The sequence below is a fragment of the Pseudoalteromonas sp. MMG033 genome, from assembly GCF_057197785.1.
Map to the genome: position 1 here is coordinate 3,884,120 of NZ_CM170070.1, position 19,640 is coordinate 3,903,759.

The 19,640-nt window shown below is 39.6% G+C and carries 14 protein-coding genes; 6 read left to right on the plus strand and 8 right to left on the minus strand.

The window, feature by feature from the left end; genetic code table 11:
* Positions 1-114 precede the first annotated feature (114 nt).
* Complete coding sequence (locus AC2CZC_RS16870) at positions 115-300, plus strand: YqaE/Pmp3 family membrane protein (RefSeq protein WP_063360053.1); 186 nt, start codon at positions 115-117, stop codon at positions 298-300.
* A 95-nt stretch (positions 301-395) separates the two neighbouring features.
* On the opposite strand, the gene AC2CZC_RS16875 is transcribed toward AC2CZC_RS16870, so the two are convergent.
* The 3 genes from AC2CZC_RS16875 to AC2CZC_RS16885 form a co-directional block, all read right to left on the minus strand.
* A complete protein-coding gene (locus AC2CZC_RS16875; RefSeq protein WP_484582682.1) occupies positions 396-1,223 on the minus strand; it encodes a hypothetical protein in 828 nt (275 codons plus the stop codon).
* A gap of 225 nt (positions 1,224-1,448) precedes the next feature.
* Complete coding sequence (locus tag AC2CZC_RS16880; protein WP_484582683.1) at positions 1,449-2,078, minus strand: LysR substrate-binding domain-containing protein; 630 nt, start codon at positions 2,076-2,078, stop codon at positions 1,449-1,451.
* Between the two features lie 116 nt (positions 2,079-2,194).
* Entirely contained in the window at positions 2,195-4,822 is a 2,628-nt protein-coding gene (locus AC2CZC_RS16885; protein ID WP_484582684.1) for a TonB-dependent receptor, read from the minus strand.
* Between the two features lie 149 nt (positions 4,823-4,971).
* Here AC2CZC_RS16885 and AC2CZC_RS16890 point away from each other — a divergent pair, with 149 nt between their 5' ends.
* Positions 4,972-5,496 (plus strand): YaeQ family protein, encoded by a 525-nt coding sequence (locus AC2CZC_RS16890; protein WP_484582685.1) that lies wholly within the window; start codon positions 4,972-4,974, stop codon positions 5,494-5,496.
* Here the strand turns inward: AC2CZC_RS16890 and yfaE are convergent.
* From yfaE to AC2CZC_RS16910, 4 genes are all read right to left on the minus strand, one after another.
* Positions 5,488-5,760 carry a class I ribonucleotide reductase maintenance protein YfaE gene (gene yfaE / locus AC2CZC_RS16895; RefSeq protein WP_063360048.1) on the minus strand — a complete coding sequence of 91 codons (273 nt, stop codon included), beginning with the start codon at positions 5,758-5,760 and terminating at the stop codon, positions 5,488-5,490. The two genes, AC2CZC_RS16890 and yfaE, sit on opposite strands and share 9 nt — an antisense overlap.
* Positions 5,760-6,890 carry a class Ia ribonucleoside-diphosphate reductase subunit beta gene (gene nrdB / locus AC2CZC_RS16900; protein ID WP_484582686.1) on the minus strand — a complete coding sequence of 377 codons (1,131 nt, stop codon included), beginning with the start codon at positions 6,888-6,890 and terminating at the stop codon, positions 5,760-5,762. The genes yfaE and nrdB overlap by 1 nt, the downstream gene beginning before the upstream one ends.
* Positions 6,891-7,521: 631 nt before the next feature.
* Positions 7,522-9,516 carry a hypothetical protein gene (locus AC2CZC_RS16905; protein WP_484582687.1) on the minus strand — a complete coding sequence of 665 codons (1,995 nt, stop codon included), beginning with the start codon at positions 9,514-9,516 and terminating at the stop codon, positions 7,522-7,524.
* Positions 9,517-9,697: 181 nt separating this feature from the next.
* The gene (locus tag AC2CZC_RS16910; RefSeq protein WP_484582688.1) at positions 9,698-10,165 is read right to left on the minus strand and encodes a nuclear transport factor 2 family protein; all 468 of its coding nucleotides are present in this window, start codon (positions 10,163-10,165) and stop codon (positions 9,698-9,700) included.
* 506 nt (positions 10,166-10,671) lie between these two features.
* Between AC2CZC_RS16910 and AC2CZC_RS16915 the strand changes: the two genes are divergently transcribed.
* From AC2CZC_RS16915 to AC2CZC_RS16925, 3 genes are all read left to right on the plus strand, one after another.
* On the plus strand, positions 10,672-12,252 hold the full coding sequence (locus AC2CZC_RS16915) for a sensor domain-containing diguanylate cyclase (RefSeq protein WP_484582689.1): 1,581 nt from the start codon (positions 10,672-10,674) through the stop codon (positions 12,250-12,252).
* Positions 12,253-12,373: 121 nt separating this feature from the next.
* The gene (locus AC2CZC_RS16920) at positions 12,374-13,780 is read left to right on the plus strand and encodes a YfcC family protein (RefSeq protein ID WP_063360042.1); all 1,407 of its coding nucleotides are present in this window, start codon (positions 12,374-12,376) and stop codon (positions 13,778-13,780) included.
* 273 nt (positions 13,781-14,053) lie between these two features.
* Positions 14,054-16,618, plus strand: a complete 2,565-nt coding sequence (locus AC2CZC_RS16925) for a putative bifunctional diguanylate cyclase/phosphodiesterase (protein WP_484582690.1) — start codon at positions 14,054-14,056, stop codon at positions 16,616-16,618.
* 202 nt (positions 16,619-16,820) lie between these two features.
* Here AC2CZC_RS16925 and hemH read toward each other — a convergent pair whose 3' ends face one another.
* Positions 16,821-17,840: a ferrochelatase gene (gene hemH, locus AC2CZC_RS16930; RefSeq protein ID WP_484582691.1), complete on the minus strand. Its 1,020-nt coding sequence runs from the start codon at positions 17,838-17,840 to the stop codon at positions 16,821-16,823.
* Between the two features lie 227 nt (positions 17,841-18,067).
* On the opposite strand from hemH, the gene AC2CZC_RS16935 reads away from it, so the two are divergent.
* Positions 18,068-19,618, plus strand: a complete 1,551-nt coding sequence (locus AC2CZC_RS16935) for a methyl-accepting chemotaxis protein (RefSeq protein WP_484582692.1) — start codon at positions 18,068-18,070, stop codon at positions 19,616-19,618.
* Positions 19,619-19,640 lie beyond the last annotated feature (22 nt).

The window sequence follows — 19,640 nt, forward strand, 5'->3', positions numbered from 1 at the left end:
TCTTTAGGTCTAATGGGCCAATAAAGGCAATCAGTTACTAGAATATATTCAAAGAAGTCCGCACAGCTAGTTTGATCTAGCATTTTTTTGGTATACAAAAGATAGAGAGTGAATATGAGCTCAAGTAATGTAAGTATCTTAAACTTAATTTTTGCAATTTTCCTTCCGCCTATTGGTGCATTTTTGCAAGTCGGCTTCAGTCTGCACTTTTTTATCAATATTGTGTTGACTCTACTTGGTGGCCTACCAGGAATGATCCACGCTATATGGCTTGTTGTTACCAATAAATCGGGTGAGTGATCCAAATTCAATCAATGAGCTAATAATGTGCTAATGCTACATGGTTAGCCCATTGATTCTCCCGAACTTCATAAGTCTCAATTATGAGCCCGGGCTTAGGTAAGCGGTGTTGACCAAACATTGACAGATAGTAGCTCACCATGCTGATATCTTTGGTTTATTAGCCGGCCTGAGAAATTGAACCCGGCCTGATGGAGTATTTTGTTTTTGTCGTAATTGTCAGATAAACAATTTGACTGAAGCAAAACGATACCTAAGGATTTTAAATGTGACTTTGTGAGCGTGATTAGGTCTCTTTTTACATCTAACGTATCGAGATGATCAGCAATGACTATGTTTGAAATATTGGCGACATTGCCATGAGAAAGATATGTAACCCTCACGTACGCGACTATATTATCTAAAAATTCAAATACAAGATAATCATTGCCTTGTTGCATATCGTCAATAATCGCCCGTTCGCCTTGATTAAAGGCTGTATAATGGCAGTTGGTACTAAATTGTAATTTAGCGATATCCATTGCATCATTGTGTTGAGCAAGTCGAATCATAGACAAACCCGACGGTATCACATCATGTTCATTGGGCGCTGATGTAATCACATCCAAAACAGAATCGTGCTCTAACTTACCCACTTCTTGTGCTCTTGTTGTGTCAAAGTATTTTGCGATGTACAAAGCATCATGTGAACCGCAATAGCTAGGGACGGCTGCTTCTATTTGATAATCTTTATTTGAAAACAGGCCAAACTGAGATTCGTTGATGATATAGCTAATTTTAGTATTACAGTGTTTATGCGTTTCTTGCTCAATTGAGTCTATAGTGTGTTCTTTTAGACTGGAATTGATCAAGTTGGCGGACGTGAGTCTGTTAACTGTATTAAATTCCAATATGCTATCTACATCCATCGAATTTTTTCTCATTTTACCTGAACTAACTTCATTGAGTCTTTTAATTAGAGCTCTAATGTTTTATTGCCTTTTATCATGGCAAATATAGAGATAATTTTCAAATCCTATCGTTATTTTCGCTTTTAAGTCCTACTTTTTTCATTTTTTTATGTTCTTTTTAATTCGATCTCTAATTAAATTTTTATCTTTTTTGAAAAGTAAATTTATATGATAAGTTTGTATGATAAATAAAATTTATCACCATGATAGAGGTAAATTTCGTAAATATGGAAAAAGCATCAAAGAGTCTTTGATAAGTTCTGTCTTGTTACTTTTTGCCAAGTACATAGCAAAAATTTCTCTAGTATAAGTAGGGGATTTTTCGACCAAAAAAAGTTTTTTCTTGCGTATCAAGTCAAAGCACATTTGTTTTGGTAGGTAAGCCGTACCACCCGCTTCGGTGATGAAGTTTAACGCGATTCTTGGCTGACTCATGGTGTGTTTAATCGCCGTGTTGTCGCAAAAATCACGGACAAATTGACTATTCACAGCCTCGCCATAATCAACTTGGATTATGCTTTTGATTTGGTCTACCTCTAAATTTTGCTGGGTTGATACTAGTTGTAACGGTACTGTACTGACTTTTTCCGTCACGATTTCTTCAATGTAAGGGGGTTCGAATATGAATGCGATGTCTATTAACCTTGCTAGCAGCTGCTTTCTTAATTCCAAAGGAGAGTAATTTTGAATATGAAGTTGAACATCATCTAAGTTCCTATCAATTTTTTGTAGCCAATCTTGTAAAACAATGTCCCAAATTGACATCATGGACCCAACAAATAACTGACTTACATTACCTTCACTTACACCGACTGCTGGTATGGGCAAGATAGCACAGGTTTATGAAAAGAAGAACGAAGAGTCAAAAGACAAGGAAAGCGTTTAAAATAAAAATGCTGCCCCGAAGGACAGCATTTTGGGTCTCTATAAAAGAAAGGAACTGGTTAGAAGTAAGCTCTGACCCCAAGCTTAACATTGCGCCCAGGTAGAGGTGCCTGATCCTTGATGAATGAGCTATGCACAAAGCCTAGTTCGTCCGTCAAGTTTTCTAAATTTAGATAACCAATCATATCGATACCTTGAACTGCAAAGTCGTAGCTCATGCTTGCATCTACAAGTGTGTAGCCCTTGGTCACTGTCTCATACGATGTGATTTCGTCTTGCTCTAGGTAACGGGTAATTGTCATATCCGCTGAGAAAGGACCTTTTTCATATCCGTAGTTGATACCAAGCTTGTTGCTAGGAATACGCGGTAGGTTTTGGCTATTGTCTAGCTTAGCGCGTAGGTGGTCACCAAAGATTTTAACGCGATTGACGTCGTTAATTTGGTAATGAACGTCGAATTCTAAACCGTATAGTTCTGCATCTTGACTAACGAACTGATAAACATCACGTGCACCTTCATGCTCATGATCTGCAACTTCTAATCCGTGTTCAGATGTGAAGAAGTAGTTCGTTTTTTCTTGATAGTAGAAATCTGCAATATCATTATAGAAGAAGTTCACAGTGTAACCGAAGTCACCGATGAAGCGACGGAAACTAATGTCTAAGTTAGTCGCAGTTTCTTTTTCGATATCTGTTGGTTCAAAATGAATTTCAGTGCCTTCGATGTGATAACCAAGACCTAACTCATAAGTGCTTGTTGCGATATGCAAGCCGTTAGACAACAGCTCAGCAGTTAACGGGGCACGCTCTGAGCGCGATAAACTTACAGCGACATTGTGACCTGGCGCATAAGTATAAACACCACCAACTGACGCACTAACGTTGGTCATATCAAGTTTGTAGTCAGTAATTTGAGTGGTTTTTACTAAAGTTTCTTCGTGCCCATGGTCATGGTCATGGTTGTGTTCTTCGTGACCATGCTCGTCATGATCATCTTCATGGCCAATATGCGTTTCAGTGATGCGGCTAGTTAGTTCATAGTTTTCAACACGCGCACCTAACTCTAAAGTAAAGTCGCCAAACTCACGCTCTTCTAATACGTAAAACGCATGTGTCGTTGTATTAGTCGCTGGCGTAAATGCTTCAGCGCCCTCTGCTTCATAGTCACTGTCAGAGTAGTGGTAACCAAAAATGCCATGCCACTCACCGATACGGTGTTCGAAATTGGTTCTTAGCTCAGTAGTTTCATTTTTGAATACTGTGCCAACCATGCCAGCTTCAATTTCAGCATGTTCATAATCAGTGTAACCAGCGCGTACTTGGATTGACTCAAGCCAGTTGTTATGAAGGGCATAGTTGAACAATGCTTGCCAACGATCTTGTTTTACGCGTGCAAACACATTGTGGTTTTCTTGGTCGTGACCGTGTGCATCTTCATCACCATGGTCGTCGTGGTCATGCTCATCATGACCGTGCTCATCATGACCGTGCTCGTCGTGGCCATGTTCATCATGCTCATGCTCATGCTCATGCTCATCGTGGTCGTGCCCGTGATCATGGTTATGGTCATGTCCGTGGTCATGACTGTGTGCAGGGATACCATAATCTGTCTCGATGCTACCGTACGAGAAGCCTACAGTCATATGGTCAGTGACATAGCTTGTACCAATGTTAAATACTTCAGAGTCGATAAACGTATTATCTACTTTTTCTGCGTATTCAGCTGCGTGCTCTTCACCTTCATGCTCGTCATGGCCATGTTCTTCATGGTCGTGATCATGCTCATCTTCGTGGTGTTCATCATGCTCATCTTCGTGGTGTTCATCATGATCACCAGGTAACTTAAAGCTAGGAGTTTCATAGTCACCGCCTTTGCGCTTAACGCCATCAAAGTGGAAGTTGAAGCCGTTATGGCCGGCTTCGAATAGTGCAGCGACTGTATTGGTATTTGAATTTGTATCATGGCTGTAATCAACAGCACCTTGAGGCGCTTCAACAACATCTGTTGGAATACGGTTATCAACAACGTTTACAACACCGCCGATTGCACCAGATCCGTACAGTAGGGTAGCTGGGCCACGAAGTACTTCGATTTGTTCTGCGCTTAATGCGTCGTTAGTATTTGCGTGGTCAGGGCCGATGCGAGAGGCATCACTGCTGTCCAACCCATTTTGTGTGATTTTTACACGAGGGCCATCTAAGCCACGGATGATTGGGCTTGATGATACAGGACCAAAGTAGCTTGCATTGATACCAGGTAGGTCTTTTAATGTCTCACCAAGAGTTGGTTTTGCTGAATTCTTTAATTTATCACCGCTTAATACTGTTACAGGTGATGCCATCTCCATGTTACTTTTATGAAGCGCTGAAGCATATACAACGATGCTTTCAATAGAGCTTGGTGTCAGTGTAACAGTAACAAAAGGAGAATCAGGGTTTACGTCTAAACGTTGATCGATAAAGTTGTTTTTGGAAACGTGAAGCTCAGACGCTGCGTCTACTGCAATAGTAAAGTTACCATTGTCATCTGTTTTAATGGTATGAGACTTACCGTGTAGGTGAACATTCGCGTTGCTAATAGGGAGATTGTTGTTATCAACTACTTTACCGCTTAACTCACCAGCCAACGCTGATGTTGACAGCATTACTGCGCTGACACTCAGAGAAATCAAAGATTGTTTAAACATTGTACTTCTTTTCTGTATGTGATTGTGAACGTGTAATAATATAACACTGCAAAACATATAAAACAATGATGTTATACTATAACTTTATATTTGAATTATGATTGTCTGTTCCTATATTTAAAATAATAAAACGTTTATAGGGCGCAACGATGACAGGGCCATTTGTCTTCAAAGTAAGATTGAAAATTGCTGATTTATTTCATCAAGCTAATCATCTTGAGACTTTTACAGCTGCGCTTCAAAAGGCAGAGACGTTGCAGCATTTTGTACTAAAGCTGATCGCTTACTGTGCTTTGTCATATAAAAATGAGGTTCGTTGGTTAAATAGCAGAGAAAAGCACCACCCTGATGTTTGGCACGAGCTCGAAAATGGCGAAATAGAAAACGCACTTTTTGTTGCAAATCCAGATTTGAGTGAACTTCAGAAGTACGCGCGTCTTTACAGTAAACTCATTATTTTTAATACCCATAACGAGGAATGGTTCGACGAGTTAAAGCCTCATCTAGTTGCTTTTCACAACCTAAAGATTTTTGCGATTGAATCGCGTTTTGTTGATGAGCTGGTGGATGCACTGACACGTAGCTTGCATTGGGATGTAATTATTGAAGACGGCGCCATCAGTATCAGCAATGGCGACGATTATTTTCAAAGTGATGTTGTTCGATTAAGTTAGCTTTATGACAACATCTGTAATTGGCTTCGAGCAACACAGTAAAACCTCTCCATCCCTTACAAATGCCAATGGTTCCTGATTGTAAGTAACCTGGCCTTCAACAAGCTTGGCTCGGCACGCACCGCAATAACCTTCACGGCATTGATAAGGAATATCGATATTGTTTTGTTCTAGAGTGCATAGTAGAGAAGGTGACTGAGCCGCAAATTTAAGCGGCTCATCATGGTCTTCAATTGAAATCTTCAGTTCTGGCCTTTCTTCCATTACAGGTCGAAATCACCAAAATCTGAAGCACTGACTTCAGCATCGATTTGACCTACTAGATATGAACTGATCTCTGCTTCTTGTGGCGCAACCTGAACGTTATCAGATACTAACCATGCATTGATCCAAGGGATAGGGTTACTCTTGCTCTCAAACTGAGCAGGTAGACCGACAGCAGTCATACGTACGTTTGTGATGTACTCAACGTACTGACATAAGATGTCTTTGTTTAAGCCGATCATTGAACCGTCTTTGAACAAATACTCTGCCCATTCTTTTTCTTGCTCTGCAGCTTCGACAAACATCCTAATCGCTTCTTGCTCACATTGAGCCGCAACGATTGACATTTCAGGGTCGTCTTTGCCTTCTTGCATGATATTCAGAATATGCTGAGTACCAGACAAGTGAAGTGCTTCATCACGAGCGATTAGCTTGATGATTTTTGCATTACCTTCCATAAGCTCACGTTCAGCAAATGCAAAAGAACAAGCAAAACTGACGTAGAAGCGAATGGCTTCAAGAATATTGACCGACATGATGCAAAGGTAAAGCAATTTTTTAAGTTCAAACAAGTTAATGTGAACTGTTTCACCGTTGATTTGATGCTTGCCTTCGCCATACATGTTATAGATAGATACTTTCTCGATTAACTCATCGTAGTATTTAGTAACTGAATCAGCACGTTCGCTGATCTTTTCATTTTCTACGATGTCATCAAAAATAACTTCTGGCTGTTTAGTCACGTTTCTAATGATATGTGTGTACGAGCGACTGTGGATCGTTTCGCTGAACGCCCATGTTTCGATCCATGTTTCCAATTCAGGAATTGAAACTATTGGTAATAATGCAACATTAGGTGAGCGGCCTTGAACGCTGTCTAACAGCGTTTGGTACTTTAAGTTACTTAAAAAGATGTGCTTTTCATGTTCAGGCAATGCCTGAAAGTCTAACCTGTCTTTACTTACATCGACTTCTTCTGGACGCCAAAAGAACGAAAGTTGCTTTTCAATTAGCTTCTCAAAAATTGGATACTTCTGCTGATCATAGCGAGATACATTAACAGATTGGCCAAAGAACATTGGCTCTTTTAGTTGGTCATTATGTTTTCTGTTAAACGTAGAATACGACATAAATAATACTCGACACCAAAATATTTGGCGGCCAATGCAAAAGCACTAACCGCGGAAAAGTTTACAATTTATCATGACTTGAAGTGGCCAAAACCACACTAAAGCCTGTGTTTAGATTCTGCACCGAAAATGGAATCTACCCACTTCATGTCATCAAACCCAGAGTGTTTTTTCAATATACGAATGTATCACAGAAATAGATTTTTCACCGCAAATATATTTCAGACAATTGACACTTTCGCGTCTTGACAAAAGAGTGTTGTTGAGTGTAATAAAGTATCACAACATCCACTTTCTATTTAATTTTATGATTTATTACAGTAACTTAACTTATAGGTATTCATTGCTGTCTAATTTTTATGGTGCATAAATCTTTATAGGCAAATTGAGAAATGTAAAATTTCATTTATGTATTCGTACTATTTCTTCTCTCCTATTTCCTTTGGTGTTTTTGCGAGGCAACAAAGAAGCAAAAGAGTTTGTATGTTGGCGGGAATGGCGCATCGATAGTAGAGGGGGGTGAGGCTTGAAAGCCAGTAAGTTCCAATCTTATTACTTAGTTCAGCAAAGAGAGTGCCTGATGAACATAAGACTTCTAAGCACTTAGTTCATCAGGTAGGTACTAGGCGTTCTAATCTCTTGAACCACCGGTTGGTGTAACGACCGTCACGTCAACTTGCATATCTTCATTAATATGACGGTATCTGATCATTTTGATAGACTCTAAATCTTCATTAAGGAAAAGCATAATGACAGGACCATCATCATCGGCACCGTAATTTACTTGAATTCTCGGCTCATCTAAAACTGTGCCATCAGTCCCTCTGCGTCTGTCAAAAATAGCAACTATCATCGATGAGTCGTAACTCACACTCGTATCAAAATCAATTGTACCATTAGATTCAATAACGACAGTACCTCGGCTATGTCCAGTTCCAGTCACTGAATAAGTATTTGCAAACCCAGTAATTAGCTCAAGGTTTTCTATTTGACCGTCTGTTGATTTCTCTGTGAATTGGCCCAAGAAAGCATTTTCAAGCGTACTTAAATTCACTTCATGAAACTTCTCATTTAATACTGATACTGCGTATTTAAAGCCATTTTGCTCGTCTTTATAAATAAATTCAGCCCCGACTTTTTCAAATTCATTGATTTGAATTTCTGAGCCGTCATTCGCTTCAGGGTTAGGGTCAATAAATAGAGCTCCAGAGCTTGAGAAAGTAAATTGTACAACTTGACCATCGTTATATGACGCACCACTAGCGCTCATTGCAAAGGTAAGTGTGAAGGATTTTCCTTTCAGTGCATCAGGTAACATGTCACTGCTGTCATCAGAGTCATCATCGCCTGAATAACCAGGTGTCCAAGTGTAAGTGAGATCTGATGTTGAAGTGACGCCTTGAGTAGAAAGAGTGTATTGAACACTGACTACCAGCTTGCTTTCATCTGAACTAACGAGTTTGAATGAAAAGTCTGAAACTGTAATGCCTTGGGACTCAATTTGAGTTTTGATTTGTTTCTCTATTGCATCCAAATCTTCAGGATTTGGCGCTGGTACATTCTCAAGTTTAATTTCAGGCAAATTAACGGAAACGCCTGCAGTAGTAGAGGTTCCTGTAATGGTCAAAGTAGGAACTACATCATCGTTACCTTGATCGTCGTTATCGTCATCATCATCGCCACCTGGAATGAGACCTCCAGGTATAAAATCCAATGAAATATCATCTAAGTTCAGGTCTTTTAATATTTCCTCAAGGCCTTCTAATGTTTTCTTGATGCTATTTAGAGAGAATATACCATTTACGTCTGCTGAGAGCGCTTCTACGCCGAAGCTATTGGCATATGTGCTAATTTGGTTTGATAAATCAGATACAAAAGTGTCTGCATTGTAAACTGGGTTTTCAAATACTTGATCGCCTACTTTTCCATCCAGTACGTTATCTAGAAAATCAGCTTTTAAACTGTTTAAAATTGCGATGGCGGGATTGTCTTGGGTAGCACCTAGCTTAGCAAGGCCCGCAAGCGTTGTTGCGTAAATGCCTGCTTGGTCATTGTTAATAGAACCTGCAACGTTTTCTGAAACCAGTTGCGGTGCTTGTAAAATGTTGTCAAGTGCAGGCGCTAACGCATTTTTTATTTGCTCATTGACTGCATTCACAGAATCCGCATCGACCACATTTGCTGAGATTATCGAGTTGGCTGCAATCTCAGTTAAGGTGGTGACACCGACTTGCTCTTGTAATGATGCCATCACTGCACGTAATGTTGTGGTCGATGGCAACGGCAGGAATTGACCTTTGGATTCGTCGAAATACTCAGACTCGCTGGTTGGCTTTACTTCAACAATGAAGGGGCCAGTTGTACCGCTAGGTACAGTGATGGTTGCCGTCCCATCTTCTCCGGTTGAGCCTGTCGCGCCTTCTACTGCTTGCTTATTTGCCAATGTTAGTAATTGGATATCCGCATTTTTTATCAAACCAAGTGATGGGGTGACAGTGACTTTGGTACTTTGATCTACAGGGGTAGGATTAGTGACTGGATCGTCATCATCATTATCTAAACAGCCAGACAACGATAATAATGCCAAACCCAAGCATAATCCTTGGAATGGTTTATACATGTTCATAGCAATGCCTACAAGGTTATTAAAACAGTTTTGCTATTGCATCTACCAACCAGTCAAATCCTTGTAATTATTGTTTAATACCCATGCTCGCTTCCAGCTAATGTTGAACGCGCGATCCAATAGCTTAATAGAATGTAGCCCAAAATTTCTATTTTAGAAGTAATGTGAAAAAAACATGTCGTTAAAGTGTGTCAATTCTATCAACGATTACTTCGCGGTGGCTGAATTTACAGGCGCTCTCTGTCACTGAGAGTTTATCAAGATAGCGACCTGCTATGACCGTTGTATCACTGTCATTATTTTTGTTTTTTAGGTATAGAATGAAGTTAGAATTGGCGTTAAGGTTTGAATCTTCATCTAAAAAGATTCGGCTGCTGGTCATAAGGTGAATTGATTTCTTTGTTTTTCTGGCTGATTCAAACCTTGAAGCCAGTGCTTGATGGCCGGACAAGGAGATATTCAGTCTTTCTACATTAAAGATTGCGTTTTCAGTAAATAAACTAATATATTGATCAGTCGTGCCTTTATCTCTAATTTCAGTATATTGGTATAACGTTTGTTCACATAATTGATATGTCGATTGCTCAATTGGTTTGGTAAGTGTACAAGCGGTTAAAAACATGAAGGGAATGGCGCAGAGCTGTTTCATAAGTTTCCTTGTTATTTTTGTTTGCTTCCTTCTTTTCGTTATTTCGAAGAATGTTTGCTTTTTTTCTTCGTAGCGACAAACCTGGAAGCGAGTGCGTACACAACATACACCAATACCAAAGAATTGCCGAGTACTAATACATCCTTATCCTCAGTTATTAACCACAAAAAAGCGAGTACAACCGCCGCAATGGTGAAGTGTGTAACTAAGGGGTTTGATTTTCTCTTTTTACCCATTAAATAAACCTAAACTAAATCTAAGTCGATATTATAAAGTGAAAATAGAACACAAACCATGCTTTTGGAACGTTTTATTCCTGTTGATAACCTAAGTTGCTGTTATCAACAGGAATAGATTTTGGTTTCTATTGCTACACAATAAAGTCACTCAAACTAAAGGATTAATATTAAAGTTGTATTAATGATTTGCTTCTTGACCTAGGTTAATTTTTTACCTGTATTAGGGTTTTAAAATACAGCTAGAGCAGGGAAAACATATGATTGTATATGGCTAAAAGAAATTTACTAAGCGGGCTAAGACACATTCTTCGAATCGATTTAAAAAAACTCATATTAGCTTTGGCAACTTGCGGTGTTGTACTGTCGCTATTAAACACGCTGATTGCCAGCTATCAAGTTCATAAAGAGGCGTTTATTAAAGACACCTTACATGCCAATCAAACCTATGCAACAAAACTTGCAGAGGTAACGCAGCTCTTTTTGCAATCAGTAAATAGTCAGTTAAATGTCAGTGCGTTTCATATCGCTGAAAACATAAGTGATACAAAACTGGTCAATGCTGAATTAGATCGTTTGTTGTCGCAAACGAATAGCTTTGATTCGTTGGTTGTCGTGAGTGCTGCTGGTCAAATCATAGCTGTACGTCCAGATCTGCCGGTGCTCGGTCAGTCAATCTCTTCACAACAACTAGATAAAGTAATGTTACAAAAGCCCATCGTGCTTGATCCTTTTGTATCTCCCGCTGGCAATTTGATGATCAGCCCAACTTATCCGCTTTTTGATAGTCAGGGGCAGTATCTTGGCTTTGTTGCGGGGGGCATTTATCTCCATGGTGATACGATTCTTAATCGATTGCTTGGAAGGCATCACTATGCAGATGGTTCATACTCATACGTGGTAGATAAAGCGCATCGAATTTTGTATCACCCTGATCCAGATAGAATTGGAGAGCACGTATCTAATAATGTCGTAATTGACCGCGTTTTAAACGGCCAAACAGGTGCAATGGAATTGGTCAATAGTAATGATAAGCAGATGATTGCTGGGTTTGCTGCTATTCCAATGACTGGATGGGGAGTGGTTAGTCAAAGACCACTGATTTCAATTTTGAATCAACTTGCACTTACACATAGGTCAGTCGTTTACTCCAGCGTACCTTTTACTATTGTGATTCTCGGGTGGGTTTTCGTTGTAGGTTTTTTAATTGCTAGACCACTGACTGTATTGGCAAAGCAACTAACAATGGTAGAGAATAAGAACGTGTCCGGTGCAGGAGTAAGTGCATGGTATTATGAGGTTGCCAATCTTAAATGTGCTTTATTACAGAGTCACCGTGCGGTTCGGCAAGTGATTAGAGCACTTGATGCGGATAGAAAGACTGACAAGCTTACCGCTTTACATAATAGACTTTCATTGGATCTTTGGCTCGAAAATACGATTAAATCTAAAGTCGGGTTTTCCGTGCTGGCAATTGATATTGACCACTTTAAATCAATCAATGATAGTCATGGTCACTGCACAGGCGATAAAGTACTAAAAGAACTGGCGAAATTAATGATTCAAAATGCAAGAGCCGATGATTTTTGCTGTCGGGTAGGTGGGGAAGAGTTCTTAATTTTTATGCCCAACCAGTCTCTTTCACAAGCAATGGTAACAGCTGAAAGATTGAGAACCTTGATATCAAATCACACTATGCCTAATGGGATCAGAGTGACGGTGTCTATCGGTGTGTCCCAGTGGCCAAATAATTCAATGCAAATAGATAAGGTAATTGAAATGGCTGACAAAGCGCTATATCAAGCTAAGCAAAGCGGAAGAAATAAAAGTTGCTGTTTAGAAGCTGCCTAAATGGTCTTTTTGTACATAAAACAGCTAATCATTTACAAACTTTTAGCTTAGACAATGATCTTTGTCTTAAATGTGGGTAATATGCGCGCCAAATTATAATATTATTGATTTGGAGTAGTAAATGGGACAGACTTTGAAAGTACCACATACGCTCGTGCTGTTACTCGGCATGATGGTGGTTGCCCTGTTAGCCACATGGGTGGTACCTCAGGGCTTTTTTGAAACAAGCGTAACTGAAAGCGGTAGACAAATGGTCGTCGCTGGTACTTATCAGCTCGTTGAGCAAAAAGAATTTCTAACTCCTTGGGACCTCCTAACTGCAATCCCTAAAGCATTTGCGCAAGCACAAGATGTTATTTTCTTCGTATTAATCGTAGGTGGTGTACTGAGTATTGCTCGTGCAACAGGTACCGTTGATGCATTGATAGGTCGTTTGTTAGAAAAGCATGGAACTAAGCCACAGCGCCTTATTTTTATGGTGGTCTTTTGTTTCGCATTGGCATCAAGCACAATCGGAACAGCTGGTGAATACATTCCATTTGTACTGATTCTAGTTGCGCTGTGTAAGGCGATGAAGCTTGACGCAATGACAGCCGTGGGCATGATCGTAGCAGGTTACGGCATTGGCTACGGTGTATCAGCGTTTAACCCATTTACGGTTCTTATTGCACAACAAATCGCAGATATCCCGGTTTATTCTGGTATTGAACTTAGATTGGCTATTTTTGTTCCTTTCGTGTTAATTGGTTTTCATCATGTTTGGAGCTACGCTAAAAAAGTATCAAACGACCCAAGCAAATCAATGATGATTGGTGTTCCTTGTCCACTTGAAGGTCAAGCTAAACCAAATTACCCGAAACTAAATGGTCGCCACCAAGCTGTGCTATTCAGTTTTATAGTTACTTTATGTATTGCTGTATGGGGAATAGCAACTAAAGGCTGGTACCTTTACGAACTAGGTGGCTTATTTGTTGCCTGGGGTGTTGTGATTGCGGTTATCGGCAAACTATCAGCTGACGAGACTGCAGAGCGTTTTATCGATGGTGTTTCTGAGCTTGTTACGACTGCTGTATTAATCGGTGTAGCACGTGGTATCGCGCTTATCCTTGAAGATGGCCAAATCCTTCATACTCTGGTTTACAGTTTGTCTTCTCCGCTATCTCATGTTGCTGCAGAAATTTCGGCAGTGGGCATGTTAGTGATTCAAACCTTCTTAAATACATTTATTCCTTCTGGCTCTGGTCAAGCTTATGTCACTATGCCTCTGATGGTACCGGTTGGTGATCTTGTTGGTGTGCCACGTCAAGTCGCAGTATTAGCGTATCAATTCGGTGATGGTTTCTCGAATATGATTATTCCAACTAACGCAGTATTGATGGGTATTCTTGGTATGGCCGGCGTACCATATACACACTGGTTCAGATTCTGTTTGCCATTGATTGGTAAGCTATTGCTAGCAGCATCAATCGTATTGATACTTGCAGTAAGCTTTGGTTATGGCTTAGATGTGCAACCAATTATTGAATAAATTTAATTTTTATTAATTAAAAACCGTCTTAATAAGACGGTTTTTTTTTGCGTTTTAATTGGTATTTTTATTCGAAAAATAATATGTTTGTATCCATATTTGGTAAAATGGGTATTAAAAGGTTGAAATATTGTTGAATATATATTTATTAATCTTGTTATTGATATTTTATTGATCTATCTTCATATCTTAAAATATTAATTATCTATCATTGCTAATTGTATTAATTCCGGTTCATATTAATAACTATAATTATTAAAAGATTGTTAAACGATGACGCTATCATTCAGTACTTTTTATAATTTGCCAAGTAGCGAAGCACGTTACGAATTGGCACTAAACTTGATTTACGAGAAGTTTAAACCAGCTCATTGTTTAATAGGTAAATTCATTGATTCAGATACGCGAGTTAAGACAGTGGCGTACTCTGTCAATGGAGAAAAGTCCAATTACATCATTTATGATCTTGAAGGGACGCCTTGCAAAGACGCGAAAGACAGCCAAACTGTGTGCTCTATTAGCTGTAACTTACAGCAAATGTATGCTGAAGATGAGATTTTAAAAATATTTGATATTGACGGTTACCTTGGTGTAACGCTTAGGGCGTTGAACCATAAGCCTATCGGTATCATGGTTTGCTTGTTTGATGAAAAAATAGAAATATCGAACGACGACAAACATTGGTTTAGAGAGCTGAGTTTGCTGGTGGGTGCAGAGCTTAATCATAATTTAGAGCTTACTTCACAAGAGATTTTAGTTAAGCAGCTTGCAAAAGGTGAGCGTATTGCAAGACTTAGTTCTTGGTCTTGGAACATCAGTAGGAATATCCATAACTTTAGTCAAGAGATGCAAACTCTCATCAACGCGCCTGATCAAGAAATTGATTTTGAGTTGTTTTGTGAGAGTTTAAAAAGCAAAGATCAGAAAGCACTCAGAGTCCTGATGCAAAAGCTCAGAAATGGGCAGATAAACCATATTGATATTAACGTTTCTCATCGAGACAGAAGTCAGTTTAAAGGGTTGTTTAGAGTTATAGGGCATATTGAGCGTTCCGATGAGCAAGAAGATGAACGCATTTTTTGTGCATCCGTGCAGGATATTTCATATATTTATGCGCTTAATAAGCAACTTGAACTAACCAATGTGGTGTTCGAACATGCTACGGAAGCCATCATGATAACCGATCATAAAAACCGTATTGTGATGGTTAACAGAGCGTTTGAGCGTTTAACTGGATATTCTGACACTGAACTTCTCGGCAGAAATCCCTCGGTGTTATCTTCAGGTAAACACAGTGCAGAATTTTACGAAAAAATGTGGGCAGTGCTGAGTAAAGAGGGAACTTGGAAAGGTGAGATATATAACCGCAGAAAAAACGGCCAAATCTTCCCCGAAGAGCTAACACTTAATATTGTTAGAGACGAAGACGATGAAATCGTAAATTATGTTGCGATATTCCGTGACATCACTGACTGGAAACGCAACGAAGCGCAGTTAACATTTTACGCTAATCACGAACCTCTGACGGCATTAATTAATCGTCGTTGCTTTATGGATATCCTAGAGTCTCGAATTTCAGAAAACCGCAGTACATTGCAGCCTTGTTCTCTTTTGTTTATCGGCCTGGATCACTTTAAAGAAGTGAATGATATTTATGGTCCTGAAATTGGTGATAAGGTGCTTATTTCAGTCGCAAGGCGTCTCAAAAATGGCTTGAGGCGCGCTGATACGATTGCACGTTATGGTGGGGATGAATTTGCAATTTTGCTAGATGCGACCAATGAACAAAGTGCCTATGACATTGCTTCTAAGCTTTGTGACAAGCTTAAACAGCCTTATGTTTTTAATGAATTAGCGATAGAGCTGACAGCGAGTATTGGAGTTGCACAGCTAGATTATCGCAAACGCATTACCGCAGCTAAGTTTATTCGCAATGCTGCACACGCACTAGAAAGTGCAAAAAAGACAAATAGAGGTAATATAGCACTGCACAATCAAGAGATTCAAAATGCTTATCTCAATAAGATTGCGCTTAGAGACAAACTAAGAAATGCAATTAAGCACGAGTTGCTTAATGTGTATTACCAGCCAATTGTTGATCAATCAACAGGTAAGATTGTTAAGTTTGAGGCGCTCGTTCGCTGGTTTGACGATGAGCAAGGTATGATATCACCAGGCGCATTTATACCGATTGCTGAAGAGTTCGGTTTAATCCAGCAAATAGGGCACTTTGTGCTTAAAAAAGCGTGTCAGGATTTAAATAAAATTCATTCATTGGGCTACAGTGACGTGAGCATATCGGTGAACAGATCTGTGAATGAATTTAAAGTGAGCAACAATCAGTTTGATTTAATTACTGAAGCTATCGAAAAAGCAAATATTCCTTTTAATAGTTTGACTGTTGAAGTAACTGAGTCGATGGCGACTAATCATTATACATGGAAATTACTCGCAGACTTACGGGATAAAGGCGTAAAAATTGCGTTAGATGATTTCTGCACCGGTTACTCATCTTTGAGTCACTTAATTGAAAACCAAGTAGACTACTTGAAAATTGATAAATCCTTTGTTGATAGTTTGCTGCAAGATAAAAGCAAGCAGATCATGATTTCTTGCTTAGTTGATATGGCAAAGCAATTGGGGATCAAAGTAATTGCTGAAGGAGTTGAAAGTGAAACACAGCTGAGTGTACTAAATGAACTCGGGTGTGACCATATCCAAGGATATTACTATAGCCCGGCAAGGCCAATCGGCGCTTGCATACATCTTTTAGAAGAGTTTAACGGTGAAAGCGCTATTGAGTTTAATTTGTTGAACTTAAGTTCTAACAGGATATAAAAACATTCAATCCATTAAAACCTAATTCACCTTGGTTTTAATGGGTAAAAATTGACTACTTTAAATCTGTCCAGTTTGATATTAATTTGGTTACTTGGTTTCATTAAATACAATTTTATTAATGAAAAGCTTTATTTAAGTTGTCTAATGGGCAAGTCAAAAGGAGAGAGCCAGAATTACCTAGCTCTCTAATAACATCTATTCAGATATGTGGTTTTAGAATGTCGTAAAACGCTTCTATGTGGTCATCTCTATCATTGAGTGCAGGGATATAGTCATATCGTTTACCGCCAGCTTCAATAAAATACTCTCTATTTTCTTCCTCTAGCTCTTCCAGCGTTTCTAAGCAATCTGCGCTGAATGCAGGGCTTAAGATGGCAATGTGTTTTGTGCCTGACTGAGCAAGCTCCTTGAGAGTGAAGTCAGTGTAGGGCTTCAGCCATTCTTCACGTCCAAATCGGCTTTGAAAGGTGGTCATTACTTTATCTTTGTCTAAGCCGAGTTTAGCCACGACTGCATTTGTCGTTAAATGACAAAAGCAATGGTATGGGTCGCCGTTGGTCAAAAACTTTTTCGGCGTACCATGATAGGAGAATAATATTTTATCTGGTGTTGGGTTGTGCTCTAAATACTCTTGAACAGAGCTACTTAGAGATTCAATATATTTCTCATTACCGTGATATCCATTAATAAAATGAAGCTCTGGTACCCAGCGCCATTTAGTTAATACCCGAGAGACTGCATCAAATGTTGAGCCTGTCGTTGCACTCGAGTATTGAGGGTAAAGTGGTAGTACAACAATTTTAGTGATGCCTTTTTCACGTAACTCTTCTAAACCGGCTTCAATAGATGGATTGCCGTAGCGCATCGCCATCACCACTTCGACATCATTATGGTCTTGCTCTTTTAAATATTCACGCAGTTTATGGCATTGTTTCTTTGTGATATCGATAAGTGGCGAGCCTTCCTCGGTCCAAATACTTTGATATGCTTTGGCTGACCTACTTGGCCTGATCCTGAGTATGACACCGTGCAATATCATCATCCAAATAATGCGTGGAATTTCTACAATACGTGGATCTGATAGAAATTCTCTTAAATAAATTCGAAGGGCTTGTGTGGTCGCTGCGTCAGGGCTGCCCAAATTGGTGACGAGTACGCCAACTTTATTGTTGAAACGGTTCTCATGAGGGTTGTCAGTAATTGCCGAAAATCTGGACACTTAGCACTCCTTGGTGGCATTTTAAAACGGGTAGTATTTTACAGTAAAGCGTATACGTAAAACACGCTTATTTGGATCTAACTGCGGCGTTTTTAATTTAAATCATGTCAATACGTCTTAAAATTGTAGTAATAGAGTGAAAATAGGTTGCTTATATCAGGTATAAGTCGTATGTTCCTCTATCCAGCGTCGAGTTTAAGCGTAATTTGCAGAGAGTTTTAAGTTAAATGCGAGTTAATCAACCAGTTACAAATCGTGAACAGCGGTTTGCACCAGAAGATAAGCTGATTTCAGTTACTGATTTGAAAGGTACAATCATTGACTGTAATGAGCACTTTATAAATATAAGTGGCTACTCAAAAGAAGAATTAATTGGCCAACCTCATAATATAGTCAGACATCCTGATATGCCTGAATTGGCATTTAAAACCATGTGGACGCAGCTAAAAGCTGGTAAACCTTGGATGGGAATGGTCAAAAACCGTTGTAAAAACGGTGATTTTTATTGGGTAGATGCTTATGTCACTCCAATGACGGAGAACGGACAAGTTATCGGTTATGAATCGGTGAGAACATGTCCTAGCCGTGAAAATATTGCAAGGGCAGAGGCCTTGTATCGCTCTATTCAAAGCGGGACGAAATCAGCGATTAAACTACCAAGATTAAGAACGATTTGGCCTGTTGCTGCATTTGCAAGCTCACTCGCTTTGTACGCGTTTGGATCCGAATCAGGTGCTTTTGCGTGGCTTATGCTCAATAGTGTAGCGATCTTCGGATACAACCGGTATCGTGATAATGAGCAACTCGAAAGAATTAACCAAGTTTTAAAACACAGTTTTTGCGATGATGTATCTAAACAAGTGTACTCACCTTGGCAAGGGAAAATGGCTGAATTGCACGTAAAACTATTAAGTGAGCACGCGCATTTAGACACGGTGATTACACGAATTGAACATGCGTCAAACCAAGTTACATCCGGTGCAGAGCAAACAACAGATAAAAGTCGTTCAACAACCGAGCAACTTACTCAGCAGCAACAAGAAACCGAGTTGGTTGCAACTGCTATGAATGAGATGGCAACGACTATTCATGAAGTCTCGCAAAACGTGCAATCTACTTCAGCGGATGCAACCGATGCGCTTGAGCTTGCAAAAGAAGGTGCTAAAAGCTCTGAAGAGACTAAAGCGTCAATTGAAAGTCTTGGTTCAACTGTGATTGACATAAAAGACTCAGTATTAGGCGTAGCGCGTCAAACAAGTAAAATTGCAGATGCAGCACAAATCATTGAGCAAATCGCTGAGCAAACTAACCTACTTGCTTTAAATGCGGCCATTGAGGCGGCCCGAGCAGGAGAGCAGGGTAGAGGCTTTGCCGTGGTGGCTGATGAAGTTAGACATCTAGCACAGCGTACGCAAGAGTCTACTAAAGAGATCCATGCAATCATCGATGAGTTAACTCAAAGTACGCAAGAGTCAGAAGTGATCGCTCAGCGGGGTGAGACTGAATCTCAACTTGGTATTGAGAAGTTAAATGCTTCAACACAAAAAATTGAGCATATTTACTCTTTGATTGAAACAATGAGCGTGAACAGTATGCAAATAGCTGCTGCTGTAGAAGAACAAGCGACTGTTTCTGAAGATATTAATAAGCAAGTCGTTAATATTGCTTCGTTGGCCAATTCAAGCGTTACGAGCTCACAAGAAAGCCAAGAAATTAGTGAAGAACTAACACGCGTTGCTAAAGATATGCATGAGCTTGTGGTAAGATTCAAGAGATAACAAAAGGGCCCCACGGCCCTTT

What these genes read in the sequence shown, in the direction of transcription:
- AC2CZC_RS16870 (WP_063360053.1), top strand. Translation starts at nt 115, where the DNA reads ATGAGCTCAAGTAATGTAAGTATCTTAAACTTAATTTTTGCAATTTTC.
- AC2CZC_RS16875 (WP_484582682.1), bottom strand. Translation starts at nt 1,223, where the DNA reads ATGAGAAAAAATTCGATGGATGTAGATAGCATATTGGAATTTAATACA.
- AC2CZC_RS16885 (WP_484582684.1), bottom strand. Translation starts at nt 4,822, where the DNA reads ATGTTTAAACAATCTTTGATTTCTCTGAGTGTCAGCGCAGTAATGCTG.
- AC2CZC_RS16890 (WP_484582685.1), top strand. Translation starts at nt 4,972, where the DNA reads ATGACAGGGCCATTTGTCTTCAAAGTAAGATTGAAAATTGCTGATTTA.
- yfaE (WP_063360048.1), bottom strand. Translation starts at nt 5,760, where the DNA reads ATGGAAGAAAGGCCAGAACTGAAGATTTCAATTGAAGACCATGATGAG.
- nrdB (WP_484582686.1), bottom strand. Translation starts at nt 6,890, where the DNA reads ATGTCGTATTCTACGTTTAACAGAAAACATAATGACCAACTAAAAGAG.
- AC2CZC_RS16905 (WP_484582687.1), bottom strand. Translation starts at nt 9,516, where the DNA reads ATGAACATGTATAAACCATTCCAAGGATTATGCTTGGGTTTGGCATTA.
- AC2CZC_RS16910 (WP_484582688.1), bottom strand. Translation starts at nt 10,165, where the DNA reads ATGAAACAGCTCTGCGCCATTCCCTTCATGTTTTTAACCGCTTGTACA.
- AC2CZC_RS16915 (WP_484582689.1), top strand. Translation starts at nt 10,672, where the DNA reads ATGGCTAAAAGAAATTTACTAAGCGGGCTAAGACACATTCTTCGAATC.
- AC2CZC_RS16920 (WP_063360042.1), top strand. Translation starts at nt 12,374, where the DNA reads ATGGGACAGACTTTGAAAGTACCACATACGCTCGTGCTGTTACTCGGC.
- AC2CZC_RS16925 (WP_484582690.1), top strand. Translation starts at nt 14,054, where the DNA reads ATGACGCTATCATTCAGTACTTTTTATAATTTGCCAAGTAGCGAAGCA.
- AC2CZC_RS16935 (WP_484582692.1), top strand. Translation starts at nt 18,068, where the DNA reads ATGCGAGTTAATCAACCAGTTACAAATCGTGAACAGCGGTTTGCACCA.